Source organism: Pseudomonas halotolerans (genome assembly GCF_039581215.1).
GTDB classification, from domain to species: domain Bacteria; phylum Pseudomonadota; class Gammaproteobacteria; order Pseudomonadales; family Pseudomonadaceae; genus Aquipseudomonas; species Aquipseudomonas tehranensis.
In genome coordinates, this window is record NZ_JBCNTJ010000016.1 from 1 (window position 1) to 18627 (window position 18627).

Sequence of the window (18627 nt, forward strand, 5' to 3'; positions counted from 1 at the left end):
ATTGAAACTCAAGGAGTTTTCCGTTTCGACTGCGCCGGAAGTGGGGCGAATTATAGACGTCCAGAATTTGCCGTCAACCCTTAATTTGATTTTTCTATCCCGTCAGCTTCACCTCGCTGAAATCCTTCTTATATATAGACGGGATCGCGGCGATTGCGCAGTATATTGCGCAAACCAGACTTCCCCCGCTTTTATCTTGGACGACTCTTCGTAATGACGCTTCCACCTCGCAGCCTGGCAACCACCCTTTTCCCGGTCGCCCTCCTATTGATTGCCATGGCCTCTATCCAGTCGGGCGCTTCACTTGCCAAAAGCATGTTCCCTATAGTGGGCGCACAAGGCACCACGACACTGCGGCTCATCTTTGCCAGCCTCATCATGCTGTTGTTGCTGCGACCATGGCGAGCCAAACTCTCAGCTCAATCCCTGCGCACCGTGATCGTCTATGGGATGGCGTTGGGCGGCATGAACTTTCTGTTCTATATGTCACTGCAAACCGTCCCGCTGGGAATTGCCGTGGCACTGGAATTCACCGGCCCTCTGGCGGTTGCCATTTACGCTTCGCGTCGGGCCATCGATTTTCTCTGGATTGCCCTGGCGATCATCGGCCTGCTTCTATTGATACCCACTGGAGCCACCAGCAGCGGTATTGACTTGGTCGGCGCTGGTTATGCCCTGGGTGCAGGATTCTGCTGGGCGCTGTACATCCTGTTTGGCCAGAAGGCCGGCGCGGACAACGGCGTGCAAACCGCCGCACTGGGGGTAATGATCGCGGCCCTCTTCGTCGCGCCCATCGGTATCGTCCACGCAGGAGCCGCATTGCTGACGCCGACCCTGATTCCGATCGCCATTGGCGTCGCCATTCTGTCAACTGCCCTGCCCTACACGCTGGAGATGATCTCCCTCACACGAATGCCAGCCCGTACTTTCGGCACACTCATGAGCATAGAACCGGCCTTCGGTGCGCTGTCAGGACTGGTATTTCTCCAGGAGTACTTATCCCTGGCTCAGTGGGCCGCCATTGGCTGCATCATCCTGGCGTCAGTCGGCGCAACGCTGACGATGGGGAGCGCCGCGAAGCCCGCCATCGCGGTTGATTGAGGCGGGATTTAACGAAGCTCTGGTATTTACCGCACATTTAGGCCATGTTTAGCCCGTAAACTAATGTCACACATGGAATTTTCACACAGGACGTCACGAACGCTTAAAACAAAAGCGAACACAATCGCACGCAGACATAAGATCCGCGGCGGTGATAAGGACGGGAATGAAACGAATTTTGATATTGATCGTTGTGCTTGCAATTGCGGGCTGCGCAGCGACCACCAGAACTGAAGTCAAACGCGGTAAAAAGGGTTTGCACATCAACTGCTCCGGCCTGTCCTCGTCCTGGGAACAATGCGCCGCCAGCGCCGCCAATTCATGCGCCCCCAAAGGCTACAGGGTGATCGCAAAGTCGGGGGACGCCGTCGAGGAGCCGGGGGATTATCCTTTTGGACTCAACCCCGCCGGCTATACCAGTCGCAGCATGATCGTCATCTGTAAATAGCCGGCAGTTCAGTCGGGCCGCTGCTGGGCTATTCGACGACTGATCTCATCATGGCTGGACTTGAGGACATCACGCTGGACCTCTGGCGTGGCCAGCATGCGCGCGACCACCAACGCGCCCACGCATTGCGACAGAATGGCCCAGGCCAAGCTGTCGCTTTCCAATATCCGCGCCCAGCTTTCATGCAAACGACAGATCCATGTTTGCGCCGCCTCCCTCACCTGCACATCCGACCGCGCGATCTCAGCGCCCAGCACCGGCAGTGCACACCCCGCCTCCGGCTGTTCAACATGGCTCATGCTCAGGTACTGCTTGAGACATCGCTCCAGTTTCCGTGAGTCCAGAACCTTCTCACCACTCAAGCGCTCCAGGCTTTGAGCCAACTCTCGCTCGACGATCGTCTTGAAAAGCTCATCCTTGGATGAGAAGTGACTGTAGAACGCCCCGCCGCTCAAGCCGATCGCCTTCATCAGGCCATCGACACCGACAGTGGAAAACCCCGATTTCTTGGCGGACATGGCACTGCTGGCGAGCAGTTTCTCTCGGGTCTCCAATTTGTGATTGGCTGAATAACGCATATGTCTGGCCTCTGATTGCCCACCTTGACGCTCGCCGGATCTTAGCATAACGTCCGTTTAGCTAACGATCGTTTACCAATGAGGCTCATCATGAATAACAAGAAGGTCGTACTGGTTGTTGGCGCAGGCGATGCCACCGGAGGCGCAATAGCCAAACGTTTTGCGCAGGAAGGTTTCGTGGCCTGTGTGACCCGCCGCAGCGCTGACAAACTCGCGCCATTGGTCGACTCCATTCGGGCTCAAGGCGGCGATGCTCATGGTTTTGCCTGTGACGCGCGCAAGGAAGACGAGGTGATCGCGCTGATCGAGCAGATCGAAAGCCAGATCGGCCCGATTGAAGCCTTTGTATTCAACATCGGCGCCAACGTGCCCTGCAGTATCCTTGAAGAGACCGCGCGCAAATATTTCAAGATTTGGGAGATGGCCTGTTTTTCCGGTTTTCTCAATGCCCGGGAAGTGGCCAAACGCATGGCCTCGCGCCAGCGCGGAACAATTCTGTTCACCGGGGCCACAGCGGGACTGCGTGGGGCTTCAGGGTTCGCCGCCTTCGCAGGGGCCAAACATGGCATCCGCGCATTGGCCCAAAGCATGGCCCGTGAACTGGGCCCGATGAATATTCATGTAGCCCATGTGGTGGTGGACGGCGCCATCGACACTGACTTCATCCGCGATAATTTTCCGGAAAAATATGCAACCAAGGATGCGGACGGCATCCTCAACCCCGTACACATCGCCGACAACTATTGGTATCTGCACGCCCAACCCCGCGACGCCTGGACCTTCGAGCTGGACCTGCGCCCCTGGAGTGAACGCTGGTAAACCGCCCCCTCATAACAACAAGAGAGCAGATACCATGAGCAAATCCGTGGAGTTTTTCTTCGATCTCGGCAGTCCGACCACCTACCTGGCCTATACCCAACTGCCGACGCTGTGCGCGCAAACCAACAGCCAGTTGATCTACCGTCCGATGCTGCTTGGCGGCGTCTTCAAGGCGACCGGCAATGCGTCACCGGTTACCGTGCCGGCCAAGGGGCCTTATCTATTCAAGGATTTGAATCGCTTCGCCCACCGCTACGGCGTTGACTTCAAGCTCAATCCGCACTTCCCGATCAATACGCTGTTACTGATGCGCGCCGTGACCGGCATGCAACTGCATCATCCCGAACGATTCGAGGCTTTCATTGATTGTCTGTTTCGCGCCCTGTGGGTGGACGGCCGCAATCTCAACGACCCGGCAACAGTCGCGCAGGTTTTGAACCAAGGCAATTTTGATCCCGATCGTGTGCTGGCCCTGACGAGCAACGAGCAGGTCAAGGAAGCACTCAAGATCACCACCGAAGAAGCGATTAAACGGGGCGTGTTCGGCGCCCCGAGCATGTTCGTCGGCGATGAGCTGTTCTTCGGCCAGGACCGACTGGACTTCGTCCGTGAAGCCCTGGGCTGATGCCTTAAGTCAGATCGCCAGCGTCCGTGTGTTCAGCCATTGCAGCGCGTCGCCCTCCAGCAACGGACTCAATCGACGCTGAACCTCGGCGTGGTAGGCGTTGAACCAGTCTTTTTCCTCCTGGGTCAGCAAGGACGGCTCCAAGCAGCGCGTGTCGATCGGGCACAGGGTCAGGGTTTCGAACTCGAGGAACTCGCCGAACTCGCTGCTCCCCGCCTCGCGGTTCAACACCAGGTTCTCGATGCGTACCCCCCAACGGCCCGGACGATAAGTACCCGGTTCGATAGAGGTGATCATGCCCGCCTGCATCGCCGTTTGCGGCGCGGCGGCGGCCTGATAGGCAATCACCTGCGGGCCTTCATGAACATTGAGAAAGTAACCGACGCCGTGGCCGGTGCCGTGACCGTAATCCACCTGCTCGGCCCAGATCGGCGCACGGGCGATGGCATCCAGCAAGGGCGACAGAATGCCGAGTGGGAATTTGGCGCGAGACAAGGCAATCACACCCTTGAGCACGCGAGTGCAATCGCGTTTCTGCTCGGCAGTGGGCGTTCCGACCGGCACCATGCGGGTGATGTCGGTGGTACCTCCGAGGTATTGGCCACCGGAATCAATCAGCAGCAAGCCATCGCCCTCGATCACCGCGTGGGATTCTTGCGTAGCGTGATAATGGGGCATTGCACCATTGGCGTTGAATGCGGCGATGGTATTGAAGCTCAGGGATACAAACTCCGGCCGGCGTGTGCGGGCTGCCGTCAGGTGCTCATCGATGGTCAGTTCGGTGATGCGCTCGCGACCCCAGGCGCTTTCCAGCCAGGCAAAGAACTCGCAGAGCGCCGCGCCGTCCTGCTCCATGGCCCGACGAATGTGCTCGGCGTCGGCCAGGCTTTTGCGGGACTTGGCCAGCGTCGTGGGATTGAGTCCCTCGACCAGCTTCACGCCACTGTCCAGATTATCCAGCAAACCGACCGTGACCCGCGCCGGATCGATCTGCAGGCTCGCGCCGCTGGGCACTTCCCGCAATGCGGCAGCGGCCTCACTGTAATCACGCAGGGTCACGCCGTCCTGTTCAAGAACGGCACGCAGTGGTGCATCGACTTTATCCAGGGCCACAAACAGCGTTGCCTGTTGCTGGCTGATCAAGGCAAAGGAAACGAATACGGGGTTGAACGACACATCCGCGCCGCGCAGGTTGAACAGCCAGGCGATGTCATCCAGCGTGGCGATGAAATGCCAGTCGGCGCCGCGCTCCTTGAGGGTTTCGCGCAGCTTGGCGAGTTTCTCGACCCGGCTGACGGTCGCCTGCGGCGGCAGATGGGCATAAACCGGTTGGTTCGGCAGGCTCGGGCGGTCGCTCCAGGCTTCCTTGAGCAGATCCATGTCAGTGCGCAACCGCGCCCCGCGCGCCTCAAGCTTGCCGCTCAGGGTCCGGGCGGAGGCCACAGCCATGACCGCGCCATCAACCGCCACCGTTGCGCCTTCAGGCGTCTGTTCGGCCAGCCAATCCAGCGGGCCAGCCTGACCGGGAATGAGCTTGACCAGTTCAATACCGCTGCCTTCAAGCTCCTTGGTGGCCTGCTCCCAATAACGGCTGTCGGCCCAGACGCCCGCGAAGTCGGCCGTGACGATCAGCGTCCCGACCGAGCCATGAAACCCCGACAGCCATTGCCGTCCTTGCCAATAGCCCGGCAGGTATTCCGACAGATGCGGGTCGGCCGATGGCACCAGCAATGCGTGAATGCCTTCGCGATTCATCAATTGGCGGATTCGGGCCAGGCGCTGGGGAACCAGTCCATGGGTCAAAGGCTCGGTACTCATCGTTTCTCCTGCTCGTAATATAGTGTTGTTCGCTTGCACCAAGGGCTCTGGGTATCTGCCACAGCGACTGATCCGCGAGCTTAACAGGCATCCGCCCCAAGCTCAGCCCTCAGCCGATGCTTTCGAGCAGCAACGGATACAACGAGGCGACCAACAACAGCGCCATTCCCCAGTTGAACAGGCGCAGCCAGCGACGATCACGCAAAAGATTGCGCAACAGGCTGCCACACACCACCCACAGGCTTACGCTCGGCAGGTTGATCAGGGCAAACACCGCAGCGATAACCACCACATTGAAGAAATAACCTTGAAGCGGCGTGTAAGTGCTGATGGCGCCGATGGCCATGATCCACGCCTTGGGATTGACCCACTGAAACGCCGCCGCCCCCCAATAGCTGATGGGCGTGCTATCCCCTGGCCGGTTTTCAGAGACCGGCCCGGAGTGGGCGATTTTCCATGCCAGGTACAACAGGTAGGTCGCACCTACGTAGCGCAGTACGGTATAGAGCAGAGGATAGGTCTGGAACACCGCGCCCAGGCCAAGGCCCACCGCCAGCACCAAAGAAAAGAAACCGCAGGTGATACCCAGCATGTGAGGAATCGTACGGTTGAAACCGAAGTTGACGCCCGAGGCCAGCAACATCGTGTTATTGGGACCGGGGGTGATCGAAGTCACCAGGGCAAACAGGGCAAAGCCCAGCAACAGGTCTAGCGAAAGGGTCATGGCAGGCGTATCCATTGGGACGGTCAGTCAAGTCATGACCCTACTCCACGCCCTGATCCAAACCCATGGACAGTTAGGCAAAACTTCGAGCGGTACAGTCTCTCAGCTCGGCCGCCCCGGCAGCTTGATGGCACGCTCCGCGCTCATTTGCCCCTGGTCGTCGAAACCCACGTTTCTCTGCGAAGGACCGAGTAACTCAGCTTTTTTCGCGTGATATTCCTCGAACGACAGGCCCCGGCGATTCAAGGCTTCAAGGGCCAACTCACGGGTTTCTTCGGCGGTGTAGGGGCGCAACTCCGGCGACGAAGAGGCGCAACCGCTCAACGCAGTGGCCGTCAACAGCAGCAAAACAGCAAAAGTCCGATTCATGGCGAGTATCCAGTGTTCTGAAGTGGGGCGATGTACAAAGGCTACCCGCCGACTCTGCGCGGCAGAAATCACCCCTTTTGATAGTGGGTATCGCTGACGCGGATCGTCCGTTGCACTTAGCCGACCAACCGGCAATGCAGCGCGTTGTCGGCACTGCGCTCGATGTTGCGCAACACCTGGAACGAGCCGAATGTCACGGCCTTGGCCCTATGAGCCTGGATCAGCCGCCAGAAATCCGGCTCACCGCGCTCGAAACTCTGAAATGCCGCTTCGCCCGCCTCGCGGTTTTGCCAATGCAAATAGTTGAGAACCCGGCGTCCGTCCTCGCTGACCTGGATACTGGCACTCAGAAATCCCGCATGCCCCCGAGCCAAGCGCTCGGTCTGTTCTGACAGGGCTGTCACCAGCGCCTCCTGCCATTGAGGTTCGATGTCGAACTCCATCAACTGGGTAAAACTCTGATTGTTCCTTAGTGATTGCATGAAAGGTCCTCGATGCACGTAGGGCGGATCTTGCGGTCCGATGGCGTGCAGGGTAAAACCTCCAGTTAACTCAAGGTCAAGCAGAGATTGCAGACGATGACACCGATAAACGTCCACAAGGAACTCACCGTCGGCCAAGTGGCCGCCCGCAGTGGCGTGGCCGTCACTGCCCTGCACTTCTACGAAACCAAGGGGCTGATCAAAAGTAATCGCAACCAGGGCAACCAACGCCGCTATCCACGGGAAGTGTTGCGGCGTGTGGCGCTGATCAAAGTCGCCCAAAGTCTGGGCATCCCGTTGGCGGAGATCGGCAACGCCTTGAAAACCTTGCCGGACGACCGCGCCCCAACGGCGAACGACTGGAAGATCCTCTCAGCCCAGTGGAGCCGCGAGCTGGATCAGCGCATCAACCACTTGATGGCACTACGCGATCGACTCAACGGCTGCATCGGTTGCGGTTGCCTGTCGATGGAAGGTTGCCCGCTGCGCAATCAGGGCGATGTGTTGGGCAAGCGCGGCCCGGGAGCGCACCTGCTGAACCCGCCGTGAAACGCTCGTCGGGTCATGCGCCGCCCCCAAGTCACTGTCCTATAGTGGATGGGCGCAAATCGGCCAAGGCCACTGCGCCTCCCCATCACAACAAGGAGAATCGTCATGGGTGTCAAAGCCATTCCTGAAGGTTTCCACAGCATCACGCCCTACCTGGGCATCCAAAAAGCCGCCGAAGCCATCGAGTTCTACAAAAAAGCCTTCAATGCCACCGAGGTCATGCGCCTGGACATGCCGAACGGGGACGTCGGTCATGCCGAGCTGCGGATTGGCGATTGCCCGATCATGCTCGGCACGCCTTGTGATCAAGGGCCGTTGCGTAACCCCGAGCAATCGGTGCCGGTAGGCCTGCATCTCTATGTCGAAGATGTGGACAATACGTTCGCCCAAGCGATTGCCGCCGGCGGCACAGTGATTTCCGAGGTCAAGGATCAGTTCTATGGTGATCGTAGCGGCACCTTGAAGGACCCCTATGGGCATGTGTGGTTTCTGGCGACGCACAAGGAGGATCTCACTCAGGAACAGATTGAACAGCGGGCCAGGGAGATGTTTCAACAGCAGGGCTGACGGCTCATCCGCCCTTGTGGCCAGGGGATCTATCCCCTGGCCAGAGTTTTCTGTGTGTTTCGTCTCTCCGGCTGGCTTCAGAAAGGGTGGAAATAGCTGCGGTCGGTAAACGCGAAACATTTTCTTTCATCTTTCGCTTCGGGATTTTCATCGCTCGTTCGTCTTAATTAGATGCAGCAGGTCGCGTCGGCAAAAGCCACGGCCGGTTTTTTCAGGGTTCAGGGTATTACGAAGCCCGCAATACCGAACCTTTCATCGGATCAAGACGTTCAAATCATGTCGAAGAAATCCCGCTCCAAACTCTGGTTCCTGGTCCACAGCTGGCTGGCGTTGCCCATCTGGTTTTTTGTCCTGATTGTTTGCGTCACCGGCACCCTGGCCGTGGTCAGCCAGGAAATCGTCTGGCTGGTCAATCCCGAGATGCGCGCCAGCAAACCCTCGGACGACGCAACGCTGCTCAGCTACGATCAGGTCGTCGCCGCCATCAAGAAAGCCCAGCCGCAAACCCAGGTGCAGAGCATCGTGCGCCCGGATGAGTCGCATTTTGCCCTGGAGGTCGGCGTGACCTACCCCGACGGGCGCCCCGACAAAATCTACGTCAACCCTTACAGCGGCATCGTCCAGGGCTCGGCGCCGACATTCAATTTCAGAGGCTTTACCCGTGCCCTGCATGGCTGGTGGCTGGTGCCGTTCACCAACGGTTACAGCTGGGGCTGGTACCTGGTGTCATTCCTCGGCCTGCCGCTGCTGGCATCCCTGGTGACCGGGCTGGTGGTCTACAAGCGTTTCTGGAAGGGGTTTTTCCATCCGACCTTGCGGATCCGCCACGGCGCACGCATTTTCTGGGGTGATTTCCATAGGCTCAGCGGTATCTGGTCAATCTGGTTCATCGCGGTCATTTCCATTACCGGCACCTGGTTCCTGATCCAGGCGTTGCTGTCGGACAACCAGATTTCCATTTCCAGCGCACCCGTCATCCCGGTGGTGTCACGTGAAAGTGTCCCGCTGTCAGCCGACGGTACCGCGCCACCACAACTGAACCTGGACCGCGCGATTGAAATCGCCCGCCAGCAAATCCCTGGCCTGGAAACGAGTTTTGTCAGCCTCCCCGGCAACGCTTATAGCCATTTGGAAATCGGTGGACGCGGTTGGTATCCGCTGATGTTCCAGACCGCCACCATCAATCCCTATAACGGTGAGGTTGCCGCCTCACGACTGCTGTCGGACCGTACAGCACTGGAGTTCGTCACCGAATCCATGCGTCCGTTGCACACTGGGGATTTCGGCGGTCTCTGGATCAAGCTCATCTGGTTCTTCTTTGGTTTGATCATGAGCATGATGGTCCTCAGCGGGCTGCTGATCTGGACCAAACGCACTGCCCTGGCCACCGCAAATGCATTCAAACGCAGCCAAAAACCTTCCCGGGAAGCTCGATCTGCGCCGTTATTGCAGCCGTCCATCCACCGTGAATCGCCGGAGGGCAACCTGTGACCCCGTCCACCACCACCGCCCCGCCATCGCGTCTAAGTGTGTTCTGGCAAAAATGGCGCTTTCATCTAAACGTGCTGCTATTGCTGATCCCACTGGGTTTCATGCCCAAGTACTTCTCCGAAGCCGCGTTGTTCCGCGGTGATGCCGGCCTGGGTGAGCGGGAGGTCGGCGAGGTCCAGGTCGGCCCCTGGAGCCTGCGCCTTGCAGAGTTTCGCGACGAAGCGCCACGCCTCGATGGACCGGCAGGCCATATGAAGCACTTCACCGCCGCGCTGTGCCAAAGCTGCATCAGCCAAGTCAAGGCTACTTATCTGCGCATCGGCAAACCTCGCAGCCTGCGGGCCGCCGGGGTGATTTTCTTCGGTTCGCCCTATCGCATGGGCGCCTTGTTGCCGGTGCCGCAAAAAACCCGGCCCGACGCCGAACTGTGGATCACCCTTGAAGGCTGGGACGGTTCGATGCACCAGGCCTCCATTCCCCTGAGCCAGGCCTCGCCGGCCACCATCGCCTGGCTGAAAACCCAAGGAACCCAACCATGACTGCCCGCGGCTATCTCAACAGTCTGGCGTTGCTGCTCTGCACAGGTGCAAGCACCAGCGCCCTGGCCCATAACCCGATGTGTGAATGCAAGGCCATTGATGCCGAGCAGATCCAGTGCACCGGCGGTTTTTCCGACGGCAGTGGCGCGCCCGGCGTGACCCTGGATGTGATCGGCTACGACGAAACCATCCTGGTGCCGGGCAAGCTTGGCGCCGATTCGACGCTGACATTCAAGAAGCCCAACGCCGAGTTCTACGTACTCTTCGACGCCGGCCCCGGCCACGTGGTGGAAATCGACCAAGCCGATATCGAGGCCCCATGAGCAATCCCACCACCCAAGTGATCCGCCCCGCCGGCGCCGGCCATGAAACCCTGTATGTGTTGCTGCTGTGCCTGATCATCATTCTAGTGGCCGGGTCAGTAGTGGCCTGGCACGGTGAAACCCAGGACGTCAGCGATGTACCTGCCCATCAAGTTGACGCCCGCCGCGATCTCAGTGCCGCCGAACAAGGCATCTATGCCGACCTGCGGGTGACCCTGGATGAGATCCGTCTGCTCCGCGACGAACAACAGTCCCTGCCCACCCCGCAAAACCTGGCCGAAGAGGGCTTTGCCCCGTTCGCTCAGGACGCCAGCTCCGTCAGCCGAGGCGGACATGTCTGGCGGCAGGTTGAGAACCGGGCCTACTTCGGCGCCAGTGCAAATCCATCCGTCGCCGGTTCATTTCTGATGCGCATCAGCGAAGCATCCGACGCCGCCCCGGACATCTGGCTCAATCGCGGCAATGGCGTCGCCGTCTCCAGCGATCTGGACGATAGCGCGTTGTCCGCCGCCGGCTGGAAACAGATCGTCGCGCAGTTCGACGCCGGCGTAACCCGCCAGCACCGGCACTGACCCCACGTCCTCATTCGAGAGAAGACCGTTTGCCCATGTCTATTGCATTTCAACGCCGCCCTTTGCTGGGCCTGCTGCTGATCGGCCTGCTCGCCTGCCTGTTTACCCCACTGGCCAGCGCCGAAGCGGCCAAGCGCCTGCGTATCGGCATCACCCTGCACCCTTATTACAGCTACGTGGCCAACATCGTCGGCGACAAGGCCGAAGTGGTACCGCTGATCCCGGCCGGTTTCAACCCTCATGCCTATGAGCCGCGTGCCGAGGACATCAAGCGCATCAGTGGTCTCGATGTGATCGTGCTCAACGGCGTGGGCCATGACGACTTCGCTGACCGGATGATCGCCGCCAGCGAAACCCCGAACGTGAAGGTAATCGAAGCCAACGAAAATGTACCGTTGCTCGCTGCCACCGGCATTGCCGCCCGGGGCGCTGGCAAGGTCGTGAACCCGCATACGTTCCTGTCCATCAGTGCCTCCATTGCCCAGGTCAATAACATCGCCCGGGAACTGGGCAAGCTTGATCCGGACAACGCCAAGGCCTACACCCAGAACGCCCGCGCTTATGGCAAGCGCCTGCGGCTAATGCGCGCTGCGGCCCTGGCAAAGCTGACCCAGGCCCCCAATGCCGAGTTGCGGGTCGCCACGGTCCATGCCGCCTACGATTACCTGTTGCGCGAATTCGGCCTGGAAGTCACCGCCGTGGTCGAGCCCGCTCACGGTATCGAGCCGAGCCCGAGCCAGTTGAAGAAAACCATCGACCAACTGCGCGAACTGGACGTGAAAGTGATCTTCTCGGAGATGGACTTTCCGTCCACCTACGTCGACACCATCCAGCGCGAGTCGGGGGTAAAACTGTACCCGCTCTCGCACATTTCCTACGGCGACTACAGCGCTGAGAAGTACGAAAAGGAAATGACCGGCAACCTCGACACCGTGGTCCGGGCCATTCAGGAGTCCGGCGCATGACTGTCCAGGAAACGCTCACCTTGCAACACGTCGGTCCTTTGATCGAGTTCGGCGATGTCAGCCTGAACCTGGGCCGTACCACAATTCTCGATGCCGTAGCCTTCCAGGTGCAGCCCGGTAGCATTCATGCACTGGTGGGCCCGAACGGTGGGGGCAAGAGTTCGCTGATCAAGACCTTGCTGGGGCAGATGCCCCACCAGGGACGCTTGAGCCTGCAATGGCCGGGGGAGCCCGGTGTGATCGGCTATGTGCCCCAGGCTCTGGAATTCGACCGCGGCCTGCCTATGACCGTGGATGATTTCATGGCAGCGATGTGCCAACGCCGGCCGGCTTTTCTGGGTCTGAGCAAGCATTACGTCGGCGCTATCGGCCAGGCCCTGGAGCGGGTCGGCATGCAGGACAAACGCAAGCGGCGCATGGGCGCACTGTCCGGCGGCGAACGCCAGCGGGTGTTGTTGGCCCAGGGGCTGATTCCTGCACCGCAACTGTTGGTGCTGGATGAACCGATGTCGGCGCTGGACGAGGCCGGTATCCAGGTGTTTGAACAGCTGCTGCGAGACTGGCGCCAGGCCGGCATTACGGTGCTGTGGATCGAACACGACCTGGAAGCCGTCGGGCGCCTGGCTGACCGCGTCACCGGGCTGAACCGCCGCGTGCTGTTCGATGGCCCGCCGCGCCAGACCCTGACGCCGGAGCGTTTGCTGACGCTGTTCTCCACTCATCCACGCACAAACGGGAGCGCCGCCTGATGAGTTACGAAGCCTTTCGTTTGATGGTCCAGGGCTGGGCCTCGTCCGGCTATCTGCCCGAGGCGCTGGCCTACGGGTTTGTGGTCAATGCGTTGCTCGCCGGGCTGTTGATCGGTCCGGTCCTGGGGGGCCTCGGCACCCTGGTGGTGGTCAAGCGCTTCGCGTTTTTCTCTGAAGCGGTGGGCCACGCGGCGCTGACCGGTGTGGCGGTGGGCATCCTGCTCGGCGAACCGTACACCGGGCCCTACGGCAGCCTGTTCGGCTATTGCTTGCTGTTCGGCATCCTGCTCAATTACCTGCGCAACCGCACCGGCCTGGCACCGGACACGCTGATCGGCGTCTTCCTCTCGGTGTCCCTGGCCTTGGGCGCCAGCCTGCTGCTGATCCTGGCGGGCAAGATCAACGTACACATTCTGGAAAACGTGCTGTTCGGCTCGGTACTGACGGTCAATGGCAATGACCTGCTGGTGCTGGCGGTGGTCGGCTCACTGGTGATGGCGCTGGCGTTGCCGCTGTACAACCGCATCATGCTCGCCAGTTTCAACCCGCAACTGGCGGCGGTGCGTGGGGTGGCGGTCAAGACCCTGGATTACCTGTTCGTGGTGTTGGTCACGCTGATTACCGTGGCGGCGGTCAAAGTCATCGGCGCGATTCTGGTGGGGGCCTTGCTGGTGATTCCGGCAGCAGCGGCGCGCCTGCTCAGCCAGTCGTTGAAGGGTTTTTTCTGGTGCTCCGTGCTGATCGCAACCGTCAGCACCCTGTGCGGGATTCTCGCGCCGATTGTCTTCGACCTGCCGATCCCGTCCGGAGCCGCGATCATTCTGGTGGCCGGCATCGCATTCGCCCTGGCCGCTATTGCCCGGGGTGTTGTCCCCAGCCTCAAAGGGAATCTTGGATAAATGGTTTTTTCATTGCGACAACTGACCCTGGCCGTCGCGTTGTGCGGCGTGGCCGTCACCTCGTCATTCGCCAGCGAAAAGGTTCGTCTGCTGGCATCGCTGCCAGTCACCTATGGATTGGGCGAGGCGTTGCTCAAGGGCACCGATGTCAGCCTGGAGCGCGCCGCACCGGCCAATCTGCCCGGTACGCGCCAGAATGCCTACTTCAGCGGCCGTGGCGCACCGGCCTTGAGTAAACTGGCCAGCGATGCCGACGCCGTGATCGGTCTGCGCTCGTTGTGGCCGGATGATCCGCTGTACCCCATGGCCCGACGCAGCAACATCCGCATCGTCGAAGTCGATGCCGCCCGCCCGGTCGACGGCGCCCTGCCAGGTATTGCCGTGCAATCGGGGTCGGCCGATGGCCTGGCCAGCCAACCGTGGATGGCCAGCCATAACCTGGGACGAATGGCCGATGTCATCGCCGCCGACCTGGTGCGCCTGGCACCGACGGCCAAACCGAAGATCGACGCCAACCTGGCGGCGCTCAAGCAGCGTCTGCTCAAGCTCAGCGCCGACAGCGAAAAGCGTCTGGCCAATGCCGACAACCTGAGCGTGGTCAGTCTGAGCGATCATTTCGGCTACTTGATCAGTGGCTTGAATCTGGACGGGATCAACACCGATGCCCGGCCCGACGCCGAATGGACGCCTGAAGCCCTCAAACAGTTGACCGCGATGCTGAAAGACAACGACGTGGCCTTGGTGCTGCATCATCGCCAACCGTCGGAGGCGCTGAAAGCCGCCATTACCGAGGGGGGCAGCCAATTGCTGGTACTCAGCACCGACGCCGCCGATCCCGTGGTGGAGCTGGAGAGCAATGTGGGACTGGTGGTCGCGGCGCTGGCGGGTAGTTAATCGTAGGAATGCGATCAATTGTGGGAGCGGGCTTGCTCGCGATGGCGGTGGAACAGGCGACATCAATGCTGACTGTGCCGGCCTCATCGCGAGCAGGCTCGCTCCCACAAGGGATTTTCAGCGGACCCAGAATTCAAATCCATCACAGATTTGTGGGAGCCGAGCTTGCTCGCGATTGCGGTGGATCAGCTGTATCAATGTTGAATGTCTGACCGCTTTCGCGAGCAAGCCAGCTCCCACAGGTTTTATGTCAGCTCAGGACATCCCCGGGCACCCGCACAAACCCTTCCATCAAGACCCGCGCGCTGCGGCTCATGATTGCCTTTTTAACGGTCCATTCGCCATTGACCTGGCTGGCCTCGGCGCCGACGCGCAAGGTGCCGGAGGGATGGCCGAAGCGCACAGCGTTGCGGTCGATGCCGCCGGCCGCCAGGTTCACCAGCGTGCCACTGATCGCCGCCGCCGTGCCAATGGCGACCGCCGCGGTCCCCATCATCGCGTGGTGCAGTTTGCCCATGGACAGCGCTCGCACCAGCAAGTCGACGTCTTGCGCCGTCACCGCCTTGCCGCTGGAAGAGATGTAGTCCGCCGGCGGTGCGACAAACGCCACTTTGGGAGTGTGCTGGCGCTGGGCGGCTTCGTCCAAGTGCTGAATCAGGCCCATGCGCAAGGCGCCGTGGGCGCGGATGGTTTCGAACATGGCCAGGGCCTTGGGATCGCCATTGATGGCGCCTTGCAGTTCGGTGCCGGTGTAACCGACGTCCCGGGCATTGATGAAGATCGTCGGGATGCCGGCGTTGATCAGGGTCGCCTTGAAGGTACCCACACCCGGCACCTCAAGGTCGTCCACCAGGTTGCCGGTGGGGAACATCGAGCCACCACCGCCCTCCTCCTCCGCCGCCGGGTCCATGAACTCCAGTTGCACTTCAGCCGCCGGAAAGGTCACGCCGTCGAGCTCGAAGTCACCGGTTTCCTGCACCGCACCGTCGGTGATCGGCACATGGGCGATGATGGTCTTGCCGATGTTGGCCTGCCAGATCCGCACCACGGCCACACCGTTTTGCGGGATACGGCCGGCTTCCACCAGACCGCTGCTGATGGCAAACGAACCCACCGCCGCCGACAGGTTGCCGCAATTGCCGCTCCAGTCCACGAACGGCTTGTCGATAGACACCTGACCGAACAGGTAGTCGACGTCGTGGTCCGCCCGAGTGCTCTTGGACAGGATCACGGTCTTGCTGGTGCTGGAGGTCGCCCCGCCCATGCCGTCGATCTGCTTCTCGTACGGATCGGGACTGCCGATCACCCGCAGCAATAGGGCATCCCGGGCCGGGCCGGGGACGCGGGCCGCTTCCGGCAGGTCTTGCAGGCTGAAGAACACGCCTTTGCTGGTGCCGCCACGCATGTAAGTGGCCGGGATTCTGATTTGAGGTGCGTGAGCCATGATGCTCCTTAAGCGGACACCAGCCGGTGTCCGCAGCAGTGATTTAAACGGCGACCGCCGATTCAAGGAAGTCCTGGGCAAAGCGTTGCAATACGCCGCCCGCTTCGTAGATCGACACTTCCTCAGCGGTATCGAGGCGGCAAGTCACTGGGACTTGAACGCGTTCGCCATTCTTGCGGGTGATCACCAGGGTCAGCGTCGCACGCGGGGTGCGCTCGCCGATCACGTCATAGACCTCGCTGCCGTCGATGCCCAGGGTCTTGCGATCGGTGCCCGGCTGGAACTCCAGCGGCAACACCCCCATCCCCACCAGATTGGTGCGGTGGATACGCTCGAAACCTTCCGCGGCAATCGCCTCGACACCGGCCAGACGCACGCCCTTGGCCGCCCAGTCCCGGGACGAACCCTGGCCATAGTCGGCACCGGCGATGATGATCAGCGGCTGCTTGCGCTCCATGTAGGTTTCGATGGCTTCCCACATGCGCATGACCTTGCCTTCCGGTTCGACCCGGGCCAGGGAGCCCTGCTTGACCTTGCCGTTTTCCTGGACCATCTCGTTGAACAGTTTCGGGTTGGCAAAGGTCGCGCGTTGCGCGGTCAGGTGGTCGCCGCGATGGGTTGCGTAGGAGTTGAAGTCCTCCTCCGGCAGGCCCATTTTCGCCAGGTATTCGCCGGCGGCGCTGTCGAGCATGATGGCGTTGGACGGCGACAGGTGATCGGTGGTGATGTTGTCCGGCAGCACCGCCAGCGGGCGCATGCCCTTGAGCGGCCGTGCACCGGCCAACGCCCCTTCCCAGTACGGTGGGCGACGGATGTAGGTGCTTTGTGGGCGCCAGTCGTACAGCGGCGTCACTTTCGGCCCGGTGTCTTCCTGGATGGCGAACATCGGGATGTACACCTGGCGGAACTGCTCCGGCTTCACCGAAGCCTTGACCACCGCATCGATTTCGTCGTCGCTCGGCCAGATGTCCTTGAGGCGGATCTCGCGCCCGTCCACCACGCCCAGGACATCCTTCTCGATGTCGAAGCGGATGGTCCCGGCGATGGCATACGCGACCACCAGCGGCGGCGAGGCAAGGAACGCCTGTTTGGCGTACGGATGGATGCGCCCATCGAAGTTGCGGTTGCCCGACAGCACGGCGGTGGCGTACAGGTCGCGATCAATGATTTCCTGCTGGATCAGCGGGTCCAGCGCACCGGACATACCGTTGCAGGTGGTGCAGGCGAAGGCCACCACGCCGAAACCCAGCTTCTCGAGTTCGGAGGTCAGGCCGGCTTCATCCAGGTACAGCGCCACGGTTTTCGAACCGGGTGCCAGGGATGACTTGACCCATGGCTTGCGGGCCAGGCCCAGGCGATTGGCGTTGCGCGCCAGCAGGCCGGCAGCGATCACGTTGCGCGGGTTGCTGGTGTTGGTGCAACTGGTGATGGCGGCGATGATCACGGCGCCGTCGGGCATTTGCCCGGGCACATCGTCCCACTGACCGGAGATACCTTTGGCGGCCAGATCCGAAACCGCGACGCGGGCGTGGGGGTTGCTGGGACCCGCCATGTTGCGCACCACCGACGACAGGTCGAACGTCAGGCCGCGCTCGTATTGCGCCCCCTTGAGGCTGTCGGCCCACAGGCCAGTCTGTTTGGCGTAGGTCTCGACCAGTTGCACCTGCGTATCTTCGCGACCCGTGAGTTTCAGGTAGTCGATAGTCTGTTGGTCAATGTAGAACATCGCCGCCGTGGCACCGTATTCCGGGGCCATGTTGGAGATGGTCGCACGGTCACCCAACGTCAGGGCACTGGCGCCTTCGCCAAAAAACTCCAGCCAGGCACCGACGACTTTTTGCTTGCGCAAAAATTCGGTCAGCGCCAGCACCATGTCGGTGGCGGTGATACCCGGTTGCAGCTTGCCGGTCAGCTCAACGCCAATGATTTCCGGCAGGCGCATCCACGAGGCACGCCCCAGCATCACGCTTTCGGCTTCCAGGCCGCCGACGCCGATGGCGATCACGCCCAAGGCATCGACGTGAGGGGTGTGGCTGTCAGTGCCCACGCAGGTATCGGGGAACGCCACGCCGTCACGCTGCTGAATCACCGGCGACATTTTTTCCAGGTTGATCTGGTGCATGATCCCGTTGCCCGGCGGAATCACGTCGACGTTCTTGAAGGCTTTCTTGGTCCAGTTGATGAAATGAAAGCGGTCTTCGTTACGCCGGTCTTCGATGGCGCGGTTCTTGGCGAACGCCTGAGGGTCGGACCCGCCGCTTTCCACCGCCAGGGAGTGGTCGACGATCAGTTGGGTCGGCACCACCGGATTGACCTGCGCCGGGTCGCCACCCTGCAGGGCAATGGCGTCGCGCAGGCCAGCCAGGTCCACCAGGGCCGTCTGGCCGAGAATGTCATGGCACACCACTCGGGCCGGAAACCACGGAAAATCCAGATCGCGCTTGCGCTCGATCAGTTGCGACAGCGACTCGCCCAGCGTGGCCGGGTCGCAGCGGCGCACCAAATTTTCCGCCAGCACGCGGGAGGTGTATGGCAGGCCATCGTAAGCGCCAGGCCGGATGGCCTCCACGGCCTCGCGAACGTCGAAATAATCCAGCGAAGTGCCGGGCAGCGGTTTGCGAAATTCTGTGTTCATCGTCAGCACTCGGGTCACGGTGGTTTCAGAAGGGGC

At 60.9% G+C, this 18627-nt stretch carries 21 protein-coding genes; 14 read left to right on the forward strand and 7 right to left on the reverse strand.

Annotation, left to right across the window (positions count from 1 at the left end; translation table 11 throughout):
• Positions 1 to 213 precede the first annotated feature (213 nt).
• Complete coding sequence (rhtA, locus tag AAIS01_RS20000) at positions 214 to 1101, forward strand: threonine/homoserine exporter RhtA (RefSeq protein ID WP_343470387.1); 888 nt, start codon at positions 214 to 216, stop codon at positions 1099 to 1101.
• A 166-nt stretch (positions 1102 to 1267) separates the two neighbouring features.
• Positions 1268 to 1549: a hypothetical protein gene (locus tag AAIS01_RS20005; protein ID WP_092458872.1), complete on the forward strand. Its 282-nt coding sequence runs from the start codon at positions 1268 to 1270 to the stop codon at positions 1547 to 1549.
• Between the two features lie 8 nt (positions 1550 to 1557).
• Here the strand turns inward: AAIS01_RS20005 and AAIS01_RS20010 are convergent, their stop codons facing one another.
• Complete coding sequence (locus AAIS01_RS20010; protein WP_343470388.1) at positions 1558 to 2127, reverse strand: TetR/AcrR family transcriptional regulator; 570 nt, start codon at positions 2125 to 2127, stop codon at positions 1558 to 1560.
• A 90-nt stretch (positions 2128 to 2217) separates the two neighbouring features.
• Between AAIS01_RS20010 and AAIS01_RS20015 the strand changes: the two genes are divergently transcribed.
• A complete protein-coding gene (locus AAIS01_RS20015; protein ID WP_343470389.1) occupies positions 2218 to 2946 on the forward strand; it encodes an SDR family oxidoreductase in 729 nt (242 codons plus the stop codon).
• 34 nt (positions 2947 to 2980) lie between these two features.
• Positions 2981 to 3571, forward strand: a complete 591-nt coding sequence (locus AAIS01_RS20020) for a 2-hydroxychromene-2-carboxylate isomerase (RefSeq protein WP_214913274.1) — start codon at positions 2981 to 2983, stop codon at positions 3569 to 3571.
• A gap of 9 nt (positions 3572 to 3580) precedes the next feature.
• Here the strand turns inward: AAIS01_RS20020 and AAIS01_RS20025 are convergent, their stop codons facing one another.
• The 4 genes from AAIS01_RS20025 to AAIS01_RS20040 all read right to left on the reverse strand — a co-directional run bounded on the left by AAIS01_RS20025 (position 3581) and on the right by AAIS01_RS20040 (position 6964).
• Positions 3581 to 5389: an aminopeptidase P family protein gene (locus AAIS01_RS20025; protein WP_343470390.1), complete on the reverse strand. Its 1809-nt coding sequence runs from the start codon at positions 5387 to 5389 to the stop codon at positions 3581 to 3583.
• A gap of 109 nt (positions 5390 to 5498) precedes the next feature.
• Complete coding sequence (locus AAIS01_RS20030; protein ID WP_047228293.1) at positions 5499 to 6113, reverse strand: LysE family translocator; 615 nt, start codon at positions 6111 to 6113, stop codon at positions 5499 to 5501.
• A gap of 102 nt (positions 6114 to 6215) precedes the next feature.
• Positions 6216 to 6482 carry a hypothetical protein gene (locus tag AAIS01_RS20035; RefSeq protein ID WP_343470391.1) on the reverse strand — a complete coding sequence of 89 codons (267 nt, stop codon included), beginning with the start codon at positions 6480 to 6482 and terminating at the stop codon, positions 6216 to 6218.
• Positions 6483 to 6598: 116 nt separating this feature from the next.
• A complete protein-coding gene (locus AAIS01_RS20040) occupies positions 6599 to 6964 on the reverse strand; it encodes an antibiotic biosynthesis monooxygenase (RefSeq protein ID WP_343470392.1) in 366 nt (121 codons plus the stop codon).
• A gap of 96 nt (positions 6965 to 7060) precedes the next feature.
• Between AAIS01_RS20040 and soxR the strand changes: the two genes are divergently transcribed.
• From soxR to AAIS01_RS20090, 10 genes are all read left to right on the forward strand, one after another.
• Positions 7061 to 7513, forward strand: coding sequence for a redox-sensitive transcriptional activator SoxR (soxR, locus tag AAIS01_RS20045; protein ID WP_343470393.1), 453 nt, complete (start codon positions 7061 to 7063; stop codon positions 7511 to 7513).
• A 105-nt stretch (positions 7514 to 7618) separates the two neighbouring features.
• Complete coding sequence (locus tag AAIS01_RS20050; protein WP_343470394.1) at positions 7619 to 8080, forward strand: VOC family protein; 462 nt, start codon at positions 7619 to 7621, stop codon at positions 8078 to 8080.
• 276 nt (positions 8081 to 8356) lie between these two features.
• On the forward strand, positions 8357 to 9571 hold the full coding sequence (locus AAIS01_RS20055; protein ID WP_343470395.1) for a PepSY-associated TM helix domain-containing protein: 1215 nt from the start codon (positions 8357 to 8359) through the stop codon (positions 9569 to 9571).
• Positions 9568 to 10110, forward strand: a complete 543-nt coding sequence (locus AAIS01_RS20060; RefSeq protein ID WP_343470396.1) for a thiamine pyrophosphate-binding protein — start codon at positions 9568 to 9570, stop codon at positions 10108 to 10110. The genes AAIS01_RS20055 and AAIS01_RS20060 overlap by 4 nt, the downstream gene beginning before the upstream one ends.
• A complete protein-coding gene (locus AAIS01_RS20065; protein ID WP_343470397.1) occupies positions 10107 to 10433 on the forward strand; it encodes a hypothetical protein in 327 nt (108 codons plus the stop codon). Before AAIS01_RS20060 ends, AAIS01_RS20065 begins: the two co-directional genes overlap by 4 nt.
• The gene (locus AAIS01_RS20070) at positions 10430 to 11005 is read left to right on the forward strand and encodes a DUF6162 family protein (protein WP_343470399.1); all 576 of its coding nucleotides are present in this window, start codon (positions 10430 to 10432) and stop codon (positions 11003 to 11005) included. Before AAIS01_RS20065 ends, AAIS01_RS20070 begins: the two co-directional genes overlap by 4 nt.
• A gap of 35 nt (positions 11006 to 11040) precedes the next feature.
• On the forward strand, positions 11041 to 11970 hold the full coding sequence (locus AAIS01_RS20075; RefSeq protein ID WP_343470400.1) for a metal ABC transporter substrate-binding protein: 930 nt from the start codon (positions 11041 to 11043) through the stop codon (positions 11968 to 11970).
• Positions 11967 to 12719, forward strand: coding sequence for a metal ABC transporter ATP-binding protein (locus AAIS01_RS20080; RefSeq protein ID WP_256233264.1), 753 nt, complete (start codon positions 11967 to 11969; stop codon positions 12717 to 12719). The genes AAIS01_RS20075 and AAIS01_RS20080 overlap by 4 nt, the downstream gene beginning before the upstream one ends.
• Positions 12719 to 13618, forward strand: a complete 900-nt coding sequence (locus AAIS01_RS20085; protein WP_047228283.1) for a metal ABC transporter permease — start codon at positions 12719 to 12721, stop codon at positions 13616 to 13618. The genes AAIS01_RS20080 and AAIS01_RS20085 overlap by 1 nt, the downstream gene beginning before the upstream one ends.
• Positions 13619 to 14512 carry a metal ABC transporter solute-binding protein, Zn/Mn family gene (locus AAIS01_RS20090; protein WP_343470401.1) on the forward strand — a complete coding sequence of 298 codons (894 nt, stop codon included), beginning with the start codon at positions 13619 to 13621 and terminating at the stop codon, positions 14510 to 14512. It begins immediately after the preceding gene.
• Positions 14513 to 14762: 250 nt separating this feature from the next.
• Here the strand turns inward: AAIS01_RS20090 and prpF are convergent, their stop codons facing one another.
• Together prpF and acnD are read right to left on the reverse strand one after the other, a co-directional pair.
• The gene (gene prpF, locus AAIS01_RS20095; protein WP_343470402.1) at positions 14763 to 15956 is read right to left on the reverse strand and encodes a 2-methylaconitate cis-trans isomerase PrpF; all 1194 of its coding nucleotides are present in this window, start codon (positions 15954 to 15956) and stop codon (positions 14763 to 14765) included.
• 43 nt (positions 15957 to 15999) lie between these two features.
• A complete protein-coding gene (gene acnD / locus AAIS01_RS20100) occupies positions 16000 to 18591 on the reverse strand; it encodes a Fe/S-dependent 2-methylisocitrate dehydratase AcnD (protein WP_343470403.1) in 2592 nt (863 codons plus the stop codon).
• Between the last annotated feature and the right edge of the window lie 36 nt (positions 18592 to 18627).

Bases quoted from the DNA above. Each gene is read 5' to 3' on its own strand.
- AAIS01_RS20090 (WP_343470401.1), top strand. From the start codon at position 13,619: ATGGTTTTTTCATTGCGACAACTGACCCTGGCCGTCGCGTTGTGCGGC.
- AAIS01_RS20085 (WP_047228283.1), top strand. From the start codon at position 12,719: ATGAGTTACGAAGCCTTTCGTTTGATGGTCCAGGGCTGGGCCTCGTCC.
- AAIS01_RS20020 (WP_214913274.1), top strand. From the start codon at position 2,981: ATGAGCAAATCCGTGGAGTTTTTCTTCGATCTCGGCAGTCCGACCACC.
- AAIS01_RS20070 (WP_343470399.1), top strand. From the start codon at position 10,430: ATGAGCAATCCCACCACCCAAGTGATCCGCCCCGCCGGCGCCGGCCAT.
- AAIS01_RS20080 (WP_256233264.1), top strand. From the start codon at position 11,967: ATGACTGTCCAGGAAACGCTCACCTTGCAACACGTCGGTCCTTTGATC.
- AAIS01_RS20010 (WP_343470388.1), bottom strand. From the start codon at position 2,127: ATGCGTTATTCAGCCAATCACAAATTGGAGACCCGAGAGAAACTGCTC.
- AAIS01_RS20005 (WP_092458872.1), top strand. From the start codon at position 1,268: ATGAAACGAATTTTGATATTGATCGTTGTGCTTGCAATTGCGGGCTGC.
- AAIS01_RS20065 (WP_343470397.1), top strand. From the start codon at position 10,107: ATGACTGCCCGCGGCTATCTCAACAGTCTGGCGTTGCTGCTCTGCACA.
- AAIS01_RS20025 (WP_343470390.1), bottom strand. From the start codon at position 5,389: ATGAGTACCGAGCCTTTGACCCATGGACTGGTTCCCCAGCGCCTGGCC.
- AAIS01_RS20035 (WP_343470391.1), bottom strand. From the start codon at position 6,482: ATGAATCGGACTTTTGCTGTTTTGCTGCTGTTGACGGCCACTGCGTTG.
- AAIS01_RS20050 (WP_343470394.1), top strand. From the start codon at position 7,619: ATGGGTGTCAAAGCCATTCCTGAAGGTTTCCACAGCATCACGCCCTAC.
- AAIS01_RS20040 (WP_343470392.1), bottom strand. From the start codon at position 6,964: ATGCAATCACTAAGGAACAATCAGAGTTTTACCCAGTTGATGGAGTTC.
- AAIS01_RS20015 (WP_343470389.1), top strand. From the start codon at position 2,218: ATGAATAACAAGAAGGTCGTACTGGTTGTTGGCGCAGGCGATGCCACC.
- acnD (WP_343470403.1), bottom strand. From the start codon at position 18,591: ATGAACACAGAATTTCGCAAACCGCTGCCCGGCACTTCGCTGGATTAT.
- soxR (WP_343470393.1), top strand. From the start codon at position 7,061: ATGACACCGATAAACGTCCACAAGGAACTCACCGTCGGCCAAGTGGCC.
- AAIS01_RS20055 (WP_343470395.1), top strand. From the start codon at position 8,357: ATGTCGAAGAAATCCCGCTCCAAACTCTGGTTCCTGGTCCACAGCTGG.
- prpF (WP_343470402.1), bottom strand. From the start codon at position 15,956: ATGGCTCACGCACCTCAAATCAGAATCCCGGCCACTTACATGCGTGGC.
- rhtA (WP_343470387.1), top strand. From the start codon at position 214: ATGACGCTTCCACCTCGCAGCCTGGCAACCACCCTTTTCCCGGTCGCC.
- AAIS01_RS20075 (WP_343470400.1), top strand. From the start codon at position 11,041: ATGTCTATTGCATTTCAACGCCGCCCTTTGCTGGGCCTGCTGCTGATC.
- AAIS01_RS20030 (WP_047228293.1), bottom strand. From the start codon at position 6,113: ATGACCCTTTCGCTAGACCTGTTGCTGGGCTTTGCCCTGTTTGCCCTG.